Below are 13,025 nucleotides of genomic sequence, written 5' to 3'. Positions count from 1 at the left end.
TAGGGTGAATGTAAAATGAAAGCCGTAGTGATAGAGTCGTATGGTTCCTCAGACGTATTACAAGTAATGGATATAGACATACCACGGCCTTCTGCTCATGAAGTGCTCATAAAAGTGGATAAAACAAGTGTGAACTACGCTGATATTAAAAATCGCCAAGGGTTGAAGAAGAAAATAGAAGGTCCCACGATTCTTGGCCTTGAAGCGGCAGGAACGATTGCTGAGGTAGGTTCTGAAGTCAAAAAATTTAAAGTGGGGCAAAGAGTAGTAGCTTTTCCTGAAAAAGGATCTTATGCGCAATATACTGTGGCAAACGAAGCACTTACATTTGCCATCCCAAACGAGATTGATTTTACTACTGCAGCAGCAAGCCCTATTGTTTCCTTTTTATCCTACCAATTATTGAAGGACATCGCACGGATGCAATTAGGAGAGACTGTACTCATTCATGCAGCAGCTGGTGGTGTAGGCTCTACAGCCATCCAAATGGCAAAGGTATTTGGTGCGAAAACTGTAATTGGCACTGTTAGTAGGGAAGAGAAGTTTTCCACTGTGTTGGCAGCAGGAGCTGATTTGGCCATCACGTATGAGGATTTTTCTTCAAAAGTAAATGAATACACCGATGGAGATGGGGTTAATCTTATCTTAGATTCTGTTTCTGGCTCTGTATTTGAGGAAAGCTTTGCATGTTTAGCTCTATATGGAAAGATTGTGCATTTTGGCAATACGAGTAATCAAACGGGTAGGATCCCAACAACTGCTCTCCATAGCAGTTGTCGTTCAGTCCTTGGCTTTAGTTTTGGTACGACAAGAAAGAAAAGGCCAGATACAATCAAGCCCGTTGCCGATGAAGTATTTAAGTTATTGGTAAACGGGGATGTCCAAGTGAAAGTAGGGACAGAATACTCCTTGTATGAAGTGAAAAAAGCACATGAGATGATAGAGAATAGAGAGAATACTGGGAAAATCGTTTTAACAGTATCCTAGAAGAGGAGTGTTTTAGTTGATGGATTTCAAAGAGGTAATGAATGAATTAGAAGCATTAGGAAAAGAGCGAACGAAAAAAATTTATCTCTCAAACGGTGCACATGAGCCACTTTTTGGTGTTGCAACTGGAGCGATGAAACCGTTTGTGAAAAAAATAAAGATTGATCAATCATTAGCTGAGGAGTTATATGCAACAGGAAATTATGATGCGATGTACTTTGCGGGCATTATTGCCGACCCAAAAGCAATGACAAAGGAAGATTTTAATCGTTGGATAGACGATGCGTATTTTTATATGCTATCAGACTATGTTGTAGCGGTTACTTTAGCTGAATCACCGATTGCCCAGGAAGTTGCCGATGAATGGATTGCCAGCGGGGATGAGCTGAGAATGTCTGCTGGTTGGAGTTGTTATTGTTGGTTATTAGGTAATCGGAAAGACGACGAATTTGACAAGAGCAAATTATCGGATAGGCTAGATCAGGTGAAGGAGAACATTTATGACGCACCTTTAAGAACAAAGGTATCAATGAATAACTTCTTATATACCGTTGCGATCTCCTATATTCCTCTAAGTGAAAAAGCAGCTGAAGTGGCAGAGGAAATCGGAGCCATCGAAATCAAAAGAGAGAGAAAGAAGAATGGCGTCCTTCATGCGTATGAAAATATTCAAAAAGACTTAGATAAAGGTCGTTTAGGTTTTAAGCGGAAATATGTGAGATGTTAGAAGTAAAATGAAGTTAGGATCAATTCTATTGATCCTGGCTTTTTTGTTAGTTTTCTAATCATTAACACGCTTACATATATCTTTGCGAATATATCAAGCCATAAATCAGAAGAGAAGTGTTCAAATTTAGGATTTACGAACACGCCATGCATTTTTTTAATTTAACATAAATTTCTAATTTCATTTAAAATATATGCAATCCCCGTATTGTCTACAATGAATGGACATCCCATATGACTAAGAAAAGATAATTATCACCTCTTTAAGTTCTTCCTGTAACATTGCAATAACCAACCTTTTTTTACTCTTAGTTTCCCTTACATTTCATAATATTCCCCTTCTGCCGAATTTCTTTTGTTCGTATTAAAATCTGTTTGAGAACATAACCTTAACGATTTTTATCATAGTTTTGCTTACACGTTTATAAACTGATGAAAAGGGCTTGCCTATAAAAATAAGCGTATAGGGGGAAACAATTTGAAGCGAAGTGTTTGGAGGAAGATTGTCCTGTTAGTCGTTGTTGCCATCGCTCTAGCTGGTTGTTCGGGAGGCGGTTCTGAGACTGGTGGAGCAGTCATTGAGAAAGGAAATGATCAAGTATTAACCGTTGCAGTTGGAACGGATATGGTGACATTTGATATTCATGACCATAATAATACGTCGACGGAAGCGATTCATGTGAATATGTTTAATTATTTATTTAAAAAAGATAAGGATGGCAATATTCATCCAGAGCTTGCCACCGGCTATGAGAAAATCGATGACTTGACCTATCAGGTAAAACTAAAGGAAGGTGTTACTTTTCATAACGGTGATCCTCTCACAGCGGAGGATGTGAAATTTACGTTAGAAAGAGTAGCAAAAGATGACACTTTGCAGGAGTACCCCAATTATAAGCAGATAAAAGAAATTCAAGTGATTGATGAGCTCACTTTCAATATTGTGACACAATCACCAGAGCCTTCCTTATTCCACCGTTTATCCAGACTTGGTTCAGGTATCTTGCCTAAGAACTATATTGAAGAGAATGGTTGGGAGCATTTTCTATCTAATCCTGTTGGTACAGGACCATTTCAATTCAAAGAATGGAAACGTGATAATCGCATCGTTTTCACACCATATGAGAATTATTTCGCAGGAAAAGTAGAAGAATGGGATGAGCTTGTTTTCCGAGTTATTCCAGAAAACTCAACAAGAGTGTCAGAGCTTTTAACAGGTGGGGTTGATATGGCTGTTAATATTCCTCCGTCTGATTGGGAACGAGTGAATAGTAATGAGGGGACATCTATTGTACAAGAAAGGTCAAACCGAGTCGTAATGCTAATTTTGCGGGCGACAGAAGGGCTTCCAACTGCTGATGTCCGTGTACGTCAGGCTCTAGACTTTGCTATTAATAACAAAGCGATTACCGATAATGTCTTGCAAGGTGGAGGTATTCCAACAAGAACAAGAGTAGGTCCAGGTAATTTTGGGCATCATCCTGACCTTTATGATACTTACAATTATGATATTGAAAAAGCAAAAGCATTACTAGCTGAGGCAGGTTATCCAGATGGCTTTGAGATGACTTTGCATTCACCGAAAGGGCGCTATTTACAAGATGCAGAAGTGGCAGAAATGATAGCGGGTATGCTTGCGGAAATTAATGTGAAAGTAAATATCGAGTTCATGGAATGGAGTAATTTTGTAGAAATGCGTACGGCTAACGAGAATAAGGATGCTTATTTAATCGGTCTAGGTAATTCCATGTTTGACGGTGCTTACTCGGTCGATTGGTATCGTGCTGAACGTTTTGAAGGGCATACAGATTATAAGAATGATCGAATAGAAGAATTGCTCGCAACCTCTGCCGTCAATATGAATGAGGAAGAACGAGCCAAGCAAATACAAGAAATTGAAGCGATTGCCGCTGAAGAAGTGCCACATATTATGCTTCATGAGGAAAAAATCAATATCGGTGTAAATGATGCGATTGATTTTGTTCCTACCCCAGATGAAATGATTTATGCACCAACTATTAAAAGGAAAGCAAGTGAATAAATAAAGCTGATATTCGTGGGTGAATGGATGGTTCCATCCATTTCCCCATCTCTATTACTTTTCGCTATAGGGGGACAATAGTGGGCAAATATATTATGAGACGATTACTTCAAATTATACCGGTGCTGTTTATCATTTCTTTTATCGTGTTTTGCCTTGTTTATGTGGCAGGCGATCCTGTTGCATTAATGTTACCTGAAGATGCGAGTCAAGAGGATATATTACAACTTCGCGAATCACTAGGGCTAAATGAGCCTTTTTATATTCAATATTTCAACTATATGATCGGACTTGCCCAACTTGATTTTGGTGAATCATTTCGTTATAACACGAGTGCCTTACCTATTGTGTTGGAGCGCTTACCGGCGACAATTGAATTAGCTGTAGCAGCTATGATTGTGGCCATAATGATAGCTATCCCTCTTGGTATTTGGTCGGCGACGAAGAAGAATTCTGCTATCGACGTCGTAGCGACAGGGGGAGCGGTAATCTGGAAGGCGATGCCGAATTTTTGGTTAGGGATTATGCTCATTTTGTTTTTCTCCGTCATGTTAGGATGGTTCCCGGTTTCAGGGCGGGGTACATGGAGTCATCTGATCTTACCGGCAATTACGCTTGGCACAGGGATTGCTGCTGAGATGACCCGGTTTATTCGCTCAAGTATGTTAGAAATTATGAACCAAGACTATGTTCGTACGGCAAGAAGTAAAGGGTTAAAAGAGTTTTTTGTTATCCATAAACATGCTTTTCGTAATGCCCTTATTCCAGTTGTTACGATTACCGCGCTACAAACCTCAACCGTTGTCGGCGGCACATTAATAACCGAGAGCGTATTTTCATGGCCAGGGTTAGGACAACTACTCATTCAAGCAGTGAATACAAGGGATATGGCAATCGTACAGGCTAGTGTGTTTATTATTGCATTTATTGTTATTGCTATGAACCTACTAGCAGATATTCTTTATAAATTATTGGATCCCCGCATTACATTTCGCTAAGGAGGAGTGGTTGTTTTGGAATCAAAGGAAAACCAATTGTTAGATGTCTTAGTGAAAAGTAAGCAGGGTCACCTCAAGCGGTGGCTCAGATTATTATTAAAAAGTAAGACGGGTACTATTGGCTTACTAATCGTATTACTCATTATTTTTATAGCGATATTTGCGAAGTTATTAGCACCCCACGATCCGAACCAGATTAATGCGGCAATGATGTTGAAACCCCCGGCTTGGGTAGAAGGTGGGGTTACTGACTATATTTTAGGAACAGACAATCTTGGTAGAGATATTTTAAGCAGAATAATTTATGGCTCACAAATTTCTTTAGTTGTTGGGGTTGCCTCTGTCATCTTGGCAGGTATTATTGGTATTTTTATCGGTCTAGTTTCAGGTTTTTATGGTGGTTTCCTAGATAATATTTTAATGAGAATAGTTGATTCCTTTTTAGCGATACCAACCATCCTCTTTGCGCTTGTCATCTTGACTGTTTTTGGCCCAAGTGCGTTTACGTTGATTGTTGTATTAGGTGTAACGAATTGGGTGCAGTACGCTCGTTTAATACGAGGAGAGGTACTGTCTTTAAAAGAAAGAGAGTTTGTCAGGGCTGCAAGGTCTATGGGAGTGAGGGATCATAAGATTATCCTAAAACATTTATTGCCAAATGTAATATCCCCGTTCATTGTCATTTCTACATTAAGCGTGGCAACCACGATTATATTAGAAGCTTCTTTAAGTTTTCTAGGTTTAGGAATTCAACCACCGACCATTTCTTGGGGGGGCATTTTAAGTGATGGTAGAGATTATGTAGCAACCAGTTGGTGGTTGGCGGCATTTCCTGGTTTAGCGATAACAATCACCGTCCTAGGCATGATTTTCTTAGGTGATTGGCTAAGAGATGTGTTAGACCCGAGAGAAAAGAAAGTGTAGGAGGAGGGAATTGCGTTGGACCGAGAGAGCTTGTTAGAAGTGCGTGACTTGAAGACTTATTTTTATACGGAAGATGGTGTGATTCCTTCTGTTGACGGAGTGTCATTTACGATAAAGAAAGGCGAGACTGTCGCTGTTGTAGGAGAGTCAGGCAGTGGTAAAAGTGTAACATCTTTATCTATTATGGGGTTGCTAGATGCTGCTGGGAAAATTGAAAGTGGCACCATCATAATTGAAGGTAATGATGTAACAAAACTATCAAAAAAAGATCGAAGGAAATTGCGCGGAAATGAGATGGCGATGATATTTCAAGAACCACTCACCTCTCTTAATCCTTTATTTACAGTAGGTAATCAAATTTCTGAAGCAATTAAAATCCATCAAAAAGTAGATAAAAAAGAGGCGAAAAAGAGAAGTATCGAGATTTTAAAAAAAGTAGGCATAGCTCGTGCGGAGAAGATATATCATTCTTATCCTCATCTATTAAGTGGAGGCATGCGTCAACGTGTAATGATTGCGATTGCCTTATCATGTAACCCGAAACTATTAATTGCAGATGAACCGACAACCGCACTCGATGTAACTATCCAAGCGCAAATACTTCGATTAATGAAAGAGCTGAAAAAAAACAAGCAAACTTCTATTCTATTTATTACACATGATTTAGGCGTGGTAGCTGAGATGGCTGATCAGGTGATTGTCATGTATGCTGGTCAAGTTGTTGAATATACGGATGTGTTTACACTGTTTAAAGAAGCTGCTCATCCTTATACGAAGAGTTTATTAGCTAGTACGCCTAAAATCCACGAACAAACAGAAAAACTGCAAGTCATCGAAGGAACTGTACCCAATCCGAATGCTATGCCAAGTGGATGTCGCTTTCATACACGTTGCCCATATGTAATGGAAAAATGTATGAATAATGAGCCCGTACTTACCAACATCCATAACCGTCATCAAGTGAAGTGCTGGTTATATGAAGAGGAGGGGTGACAAAGACATGACAGTTATTTTAAGTGTAAGGGGTTTAAAGAAATATTTTGATGTGACTGAAGGGTGGTGGAAGAAGGAAAAACAATACTTAAAAGCAGTTGACCACATATCCTTCGATGTGAACGATGGGGAAACATTAGGGATTGTTGGGGAGTCTGGTTGTGGGAAATCGACAACAGGTAATTTAATTATGCAGCTGTTAGAAAAAACAGAAGGAGAAATAATATTTCAAGGAGTAGACCTTTCCACTCTATCCAAACAAGAGCTAAGAAAGAAACGGGCGGAAATGCAGATGATTTTCCAGGACCCTTTTTCCTCGTTAAACCCTCGGATGAAAGTATTTGATATTATTGCAGAACCGTTATTGACCCATCTTAATTTAAGTAGTGAAAGATTGAAGGAAGAAGTTTTGTCGTTGATGGATCAGGTAGGTCTTGATCGTTCATATATTCACCGCTACCCCCATGAATTTAGTGGTGGTCAGAGACAAAGAATCGGCATTGCTCGGGCCATTGCATTAAAACCTAAGCTCATTATTTGTGATGAGCCTGTATCTGCATTAGACGTTTCCATTCAATCACAAATCCTTAATTTAATGTCTAAATTACAGAAAGAGTTACGATTAACCTTTATCTTTATTGCACATGGCCTACCAGCAGTTAAATATATTAGTGATAAAATTGCGGTCATGTATCTTGGGAAAATTGTTGAACTAACGACAAAAGAAAAACTCTTTTCAAAACCCCTTCATCCGTATACAGAGGGACTTTTATCAGCAGTTCCCCTTCCTGACCCGATGTTAAGGAATAAAAAAGAAGGTGTTATTTTGGAGGGTGATATTCCAAGCCCAACCAATATTCCTTCTGGCTGTCGTTTTCATCCACGATGTCCACATGCACAAGAAAAATGTAAGAAAGAGGAACCAACATTTATTGCCCATGAGGAAGAGCACTATGTTGCCTGCCATTTTCCATTAAAAGAGGGTGTTGGTGTGTTGGAAAAATAGATAAAGGAGATGTATAAAAGGTGGAGGGATATATACAACAGCGAAAAACAGAAATGCTGCAATTAATTGAAAAACTTGTCAATATTGATAGTGGTTCATATGTAAAGAAAGGGATAGATGAAATCGGGAGAATTCTACAGAAAAAATACGAAGAAATTGGATTTGTTGTAGAGGTGAAAACAGAAGCAAAATACGGCAACCACCTTGTTATTCGACATGAGCATAGTCTGCACCCCAAAATTATACTGGTAGCCCATATGGATACGGTTTTTCCTGAAGGTACGGTGAAGAAGCGCCCGTTTCAAATGAAAGGAAGCAGAGCTTATGGACCTGGTGTCGTTGATATGAAGTCGAGTTTAGTTGAACTTTTATATGCTATCAAAGCATTAGTACACTGTGGGTCAAATGCCTGTGAGAACGTGCAAATTATCTTAAATGGTGATGAGGAAATTGGTTCACCGTCATCGCGTGAATTAATAGAGGAACAATCGATGGGAAAAGAATATGCACTTATTATGGAGCCGGCAAGAAAAGATGGTTCACTTGTGACAGCAAGAAGAGGCGGGGGAAGATATAAGCTCATTATTAAAGGCAAAGCCGCCCATTCAGGTATTGAGCCAGAAAAGGGAAGGAGTGCGATTGAAGAACTAGCTTATAAAATCATCCAGCTGCATAATTTAACAAATCATGAACAAGGCATTAGTGTTAACGTAGGCATCATTTCTGGTGGTTCTTCTGTTAATACCATTTCTGATAATGCCGTCGCTCATATTGATATTCGCATCACTGAGAAAGAACAAGCACAAGAATTAGAAAAGAAGATTAAAAGAATATGTGCCAATACAGAAGTGAGAGGAACGGAAATTCAATTAGAAGGGGCAATTAGCAGACCACCAATGGAATACAACGAGCAAACAGAAAAGCTATTACACATTATTCAAGAAGTAGGCGAAGAAATTGGTCTTCATGTCCATAATACTGCAACGGGTGGGGGTGGCGATGCCTCTTTCACTTCAGCAACGGGTGTGCCTACAGTTGATGGTCTAGGTCCAGTTGGTGGGAATGCTCATAGTAAAGAGGAGTATATTGAAATTGACACATTAACAGAAAGAACCATTCTTCTTGCAAAGACAATTGAGCGTTTGTCCCGATGATTTTTTTGGAAGCTACCACTCGTTTGGTAGCTTTCATTATGGAGTTGTGAGGTCATATCCTAAAGGTCATTCAGAAGTATAAGTTGTAAATTTTTTGTATCAATTATTACAGGAAAGTAATTTTCTTCTCTATATGTATACATTTTTACTCGAAGGGACCTTAAAATTTGTAGGTGATGCCCAATCTATACTAAACTACTCTAAAGCGAACATCATAAAGTTATGTTGTTCCTTCAAATGAGGTGATTAGAATGGAATTTAATCAGCTAGCGAGCAGTGTAGTAATTGAAATGGTAGAGGGACGCCCCTCTTTAAGATCATATAGTGACCAGCTAGAACTGATTGGTGTTGGAAGAAGCGCTTTTGTTTTCAAAATTACGAAGCAAGCGATTGCTATAAAAGTATACTTCCCACAAATGGAAGATATCGCAAAGGTGGAAGCGGCAAATTATCAACGAATTCAAGGTAATCCCTATTATCCACATCTTTATGATTATGGTGATTCTTATATTGTCATCGACTATATAGAAGGCTTTACGCTCTTCCAATGCTTAGAGAAAGGTATTCATATAAAAACTGAACATATAGAGTCTGTCCAATTAGCCTTACGTTCAGCTATAGAAGCAGGCCTGAAGCCGTCAGATATCCATTTGCGCAACATTATGATTGATCGAAACGGTAATATAAAACTGATTGATATTGCTCGTTTTAATTCGAAAAACATCGATAAACAATGGACAGACTTACAGAATGCGTACTACCGATATTACGCCAACAAATGGTTCCCGAAGAAAATCCCTACAGTCATCTTGAATTTCATAGCCGACATATATAAAAAGAGATTCCTTCCAATGTCTGTGAGAAAAGTAATCTTTCAGGATAAAAATGGGATACATGTATAATAGAATGATAAAATCAAACATGAACAACTCTTGTATAAAAAGGAGTGTTCATGTTTTTTTTGTTGTTTTAGACAGTGAGATTGATTTTGGAGTCATAGGGCGCGACTAAAGTCTGTTAGAGTTTGAAAATTAAAAATAGGCGTACAAGGTACGATAACAATAGTAGTTTATCTATAGTTGTAGAAGGAGTATGTAAAAATGAAATGGTGGATGAAATTAGTAGGGTGGGTCGTTTTTGTCATTTATATACTGTTGTTAACGAAATTCATTCTTTTTAAATATCCATATAGTTACTCTAGTATTTTAAATAATTTCATAGGGAATAATCCTTACTTTTCGTGGTACAATCATAATTTTATTCCATTTAAAACCATCACAGAGTATCTTAAATTATCAAATGAAATTTCTTTATCTATTAGATTTGATAATTTATTTGGGAATTTGATTGGTTTTCTCCCCTTTGGATTTCTAATGCCATTATTATTCCAACGCTTTTACCGTTTGAAGAAGGTAACTACAGCAACGTTTACTCTTAGTCTTTTTTATGAATTATGCCAACTCTTTTTCAGTATGGGGAATTTTGATGTAGATGATTTACTGTTAAATACTTTTGGTGGCATTATTGGCTATTGGATATTCATGCTTAGCTATTTCATATTCCAAAAACATAGGACGGTAAGGAATAAACATTTATTGTTTTTCAATAAATAATGAGGTAAGATAGGCATAATTAGAATTAGTGAGGTGTGTTTATGAGACAAGGGAAAGTGCTCTTTTTAAAAGTGGTGATTGTGATTCTTGGCTTGATTGTGTTAGGGATCTGCATCGGCTTGCCTTTTTTAGCAAAAGAAACAGCAGAGCTGAATCCAGCATATGCTTATTTAAAATATCCCGTATTATTTGGAATGTACCTAACTGCAATCCCGTTCTATTTTACTTTGTATCAAGGATCTAAGCTGTTAAGATATATTAGTGTTAATGAAAGTTTTTCTGAGCATTCCGTAGCTGCGCTAAGAGCTATTAAATATTCCTGTGCTAGTATTAGTGTAATCTATCTAATTGGTATGATATTTTTATTTACGCAAGATGCCCTTCATCCAGGAGTGGCTTTGATGGGATTTGCTATTATATTTGTAACAACGATCCTTTCGATTTTTTCCGCAGTCCTTCAAGAACTTTTATATAATGTATTAAAAATAAAGTCAGAAAATGATTTGACCATCTGAGGTGAGAATGTGGCCATTATCGTCAATATCGATGTAATGTTAGCAAAAAGAAAAATGAGTGTAACAGAATTATCAGAACGAGTAGGCATCACGATGGCGAATTTGTCCATTCTAAAAAATAGTAAAGCAAAAGCAGTCAGGTTCTCCACGTTAGAAGCAATTTGTAAAGCATTAGATTGCCAGCCTGGTGATATACTTGAATATCAAGAAGATAAACAGACCGATTCTGCTACATAACTCAACTATCACAAGCGACTTTTCTCAAGGAAAGTCGTTTTTTTAAAATAAGAAAATGTAAAGTTACCTTGACGTTAAGTTAGCTTTACTATAAAATGGCTATAATTAGGAGTGGTACATATGGAGAATCGTTTAATGCACTATAGAAAAGAGTTTGGTTATTCCCAAGATCGTTTAGCTTCCACTTTAGGCGTTTCAAGGCAAACAATTATTTCAATTGAAAAAGGAAAATATAACCCCTCCTTACCACTCGCCTTTGAAATTGCTCATTTATTTCAAGCAAAGATAGAAGATATTTTTATATATGAAAAGCCATTGAAAGGAGAGGAGTAAAATGGAAGGTTCAAGAAGAATATTTATTGTTATTGGATCTTTTCATCTCATCATTTCGCTATTTTTACTGACTGTATCGATTTTAGCGACAGAACGAACCATGACTTTCTTGATGCCCCTTGCGATCGCAATTATGTGCTATTGTTTAGGTTATTTATATCCAGAATGGAAGCAAAAGGATGAACGAATGCGTTTAATCCGGACAAAGGGGTTATCAGCTTCTTTTATCGCTCTTTTGCTATACTATTTTGTTTTTAGCGGATTATTGCAATTCAGTGTCATCAGTATAACAGCCATACAATTGTTAAACTTGCTAGGTGCCCTAATGATTATCACCGTTTTTCTAAGCTTTGTTATTTTTGCAAAAATCTATTAATCAATGAAAGTGGTGAAACGATGAATGTCTTTTTCCCGTTTCTCGTCTTTATGATTGCCTTCCTCTCAATCGCATTTTTAATTAGAAAAGATAAAAACGAGCAAAAGAAATTAACGAAGAGGGGCTGGGTGAAATTCGGTTTATTATTAGCTGTCGTTTTTGTTCTTGTTGCTTCCTTTGTTCTTAAGTGACTCACAAACCTCATTTGCGAAGCGCTCAGTTTCTTTTCTCACCTTGAGCGCCTTACAAACTTCATTTGCGAGGCGCTCATTCTCTTTTCTCACCTTGAGAGACTCGCAAACCTCATTTGTGAAGCGCTCAGTTCCTTTTCTCTTACTGAGAGACTCGCAAACTTCATTTGCGAGGCGCTCATTCTCTTTTCTCATCTTAAGTGACTCACAAACTTCATTTGCGAGGCGCTCAGTTCCTTTTCTCTTACTGAGAGACTCACAAACTTCATTTGCGAGGCGCTCATTCTCTTTTCTCACCTTGAGAGACTCGCAAACCTCATTTGCGAAGCGCTCAGTTTCTTTTCTCCTACTGAGAGACTCGCAAACCTCATTTGCGAAGCGTTCATTCTCTTTTCTCATCTTGAGAGACTCGCAAACTTCATTTGCGAAGCGCTCATTCTCTTTTCTCATCTTGAGTGCCTCACAAACTTCATTTGCGAGGCACTCAGTTCCTTTTCTCTTACTGAGCGCCTCACAAACTTATTTGCGAAGCGCTCATTCTCTTTTCTCACCTTGAGAGACTCGCAAACTTCATTTGCGAGGCGCTCAGTTCCTTTTCTCTTACTGAGAGACTCACAAACTTCATTTGCGAAGCGCTCATTCTCTTTTCTCACCTTGAGCGCCTCACAAACCTCATTTGCGAAGCGCTCATTCTCTTTTCTCATCTTGAGAGACTCGCAAACCTCATTTGCGAAGCGCTCATTCTCTTTTCTCATCTTGAGAGACTCACAAACCTCATTTGCGAAGCGCTCATTCTCTTTTCTCATCTTGAGAGACTCGCAAACCTCATTTACGAGGCGCTCAGTTCCTTTTCTCTTACTGAGAGACTCACAAACTTCATTTGCGAGGCGCTCATTCTCTTTTCTCACCTTGAGAGACTCGCAAACCTCAT

General features: G+C 38.3%; 17 protein-coding genes. 15 read left to right on the top strand and 2 right to left on the bottom strand.

Annotated features, from left to right (window positions below):
- Window positions 1-15 precede the first annotated feature (15 nt).
- From U9M49_RS15640 to U9M49_RS15570, 15 genes are all read left to right on the top strand, one after another.
- Window positions 16-987, top strand: coding sequence for a quinone oxidoreductase family protein (locus tag U9M49_RS15640; RefSeq protein ID WP_322910119.1), 972 nt, complete (start codon window positions 16-18; stop codon window positions 985-987).
- Window positions 988-1,006: 19 nt separating this feature from the next.
- Entirely contained in the window at window positions 1,007-1,714 is a 708-nt protein-coding gene (locus U9M49_RS15635; protein ID WP_322910220.1) for a DNA alkylation repair protein, read from the top strand.
- A gap of 477 nt (window positions 1,715-2,191) precedes the next feature.
- Window positions 2,192-3,754, top strand: a complete 1,563-nt coding sequence (locus tag U9M49_RS15630) for an ABC transporter substrate-binding protein (protein ID WP_322910118.1) — start codon at window positions 2,192-2,194, stop codon at window positions 3,752-3,754.
- Window positions 3,755-3,834: 80 nt separating this feature from the next.
- The gene (locus U9M49_RS15625) at window positions 3,835-4,752 is read left to right on the top strand and encodes an ABC transporter permease (protein ID WP_322910117.1); all 918 of its coding nucleotides are present in this window, start codon (window positions 3,835-3,837) and stop codon (window positions 4,750-4,752) included.
- A gap of 15 nt (window positions 4,753-4,767) precedes the next feature.
- Complete coding sequence (locus tag U9M49_RS15620) at window positions 4,768-5,676, top strand: ABC transporter permease (RefSeq protein WP_095370521.1); 909 nt, start codon at window positions 4,768-4,770, stop codon at window positions 5,674-5,676.
- Window positions 5,677-5,691: 15 nt separating this feature from the next.
- Window positions 5,692-6,669 (top strand): ABC transporter ATP-binding protein, encoded by a 978-nt coding sequence (locus U9M49_RS15615; protein ID WP_322910116.1) that lies wholly within the window; start codon window positions 5,692-5,694, stop codon window positions 6,667-6,669.
- 7 nt (window positions 6,670-6,676) lie between these two features.
- Window positions 6,677-7,675 (top strand): ABC transporter ATP-binding protein, encoded by a 999-nt coding sequence (locus tag U9M49_RS15610; RefSeq protein ID WP_157733791.1) that lies wholly within the window; start codon window positions 6,677-6,679, stop codon window positions 7,673-7,675.
- A gap of 20 nt (window positions 7,676-7,695) precedes the next feature.
- Window positions 7,696-8,829: a M20 family metallopeptidase gene (locus tag U9M49_RS15605; RefSeq protein WP_322910115.1), complete on the top strand. Its 1,134-nt coding sequence runs from the start codon at window positions 7,696-7,698 to the stop codon at window positions 8,827-8,829.
- Between the two features lie 251 nt (window positions 8,830-9,080).
- Entirely contained in the window at window positions 9,081-9,731 is a 651-nt protein-coding gene (locus U9M49_RS15600; protein ID WP_180317007.1) for a protein kinase family protein, read from the top strand.
- Between the two features lie 198 nt (window positions 9,732-9,929).
- The gene (locus U9M49_RS15595; RefSeq protein ID WP_095370517.1) at window positions 9,930-10,442 is read left to right on the top strand and encodes a VanZ family protein; all 513 of its coding nucleotides are present in this window, start codon (window positions 9,930-9,932) and stop codon (window positions 10,440-10,442) included.
- A 41-nt stretch (window positions 10,443-10,483) separates the two neighbouring features.
- Window positions 10,484-10,957: a DUF2975 domain-containing protein gene (locus U9M49_RS15590; RefSeq protein ID WP_095370516.1), complete on the top strand. Its 474-nt coding sequence runs from the start codon at window positions 10,484-10,486 to the stop codon at window positions 10,955-10,957.
- Between the two features lie 9 nt (window positions 10,958-10,966).
- Window positions 10,967-11,194 (top strand): helix-turn-helix domain-containing protein, encoded by a 228-nt coding sequence (locus U9M49_RS15585; protein WP_095370515.1) that lies wholly within the window; start codon window positions 10,967-10,969, stop codon window positions 11,192-11,194.
- A 120-nt stretch (window positions 11,195-11,314) separates the two neighbouring features.
- Window positions 11,315-11,527: a helix-turn-helix transcriptional regulator gene (locus U9M49_RS15580; RefSeq protein WP_095370514.1), complete on the top strand. Its 213-nt coding sequence runs from the start codon at window positions 11,315-11,317 to the stop codon at window positions 11,525-11,527.
- Window position 11,528: 1 nt separating this feature from the next.
- On the top strand, window positions 11,529-11,903 hold the full coding sequence (locus U9M49_RS15575; protein ID WP_322910114.1) for a permease: 375 nt from the start codon (window positions 11,529-11,531) through the stop codon (window positions 11,901-11,903).
- Window positions 11,904-11,923: 20 nt separating this feature from the next.
- Window positions 11,924-12,094 carry a DUF3976 domain-containing protein gene (locus U9M49_RS15570; protein ID WP_322910113.1) on the top strand — a complete coding sequence of 57 codons (171 nt, stop codon included), beginning with the start codon at window positions 11,924-11,926 and terminating at the stop codon, window positions 12,092-12,094.
- Here the strand turns inward: U9M49_RS15570 and U9M49_RS15565 are convergent.
- Both U9M49_RS15565 and U9M49_RS15560 read right to left on the bottom strand, forming a co-directional pair.
- Window positions 12,050-12,544: a hypothetical protein gene (locus tag U9M49_RS15565; protein ID WP_322910112.1), complete on the bottom strand. Its 495-nt coding sequence runs from the start codon at window positions 12,542-12,544 to the stop codon at window positions 12,050-12,052. The genes U9M49_RS15570 and U9M49_RS15565 overlap by 45 nt on opposite strands.
- Window positions 12,541-13,025 (bottom strand): hypothetical protein (locus U9M49_RS15560; protein WP_322910111.1); only part of this gene is annotated, 485 nt, incomplete at its 5' end. The genes U9M49_RS15560 and U9M49_RS15565, both read right to left, overlap by 4 nt.

It is taken from the genome of Cytobacillus sp. OWB-43, from assembly GCF_034651445.1.
GTDB lineage: Bacteria > Bacillota > Bacilli > Bacillales > Cytobacillaceae > Cytobacillus > Cytobacillus kochii.
Note: the sequence above shows the minus strand (reverse complement) of the source record. Positions and strands in the feature narration are given on the sequence as shown.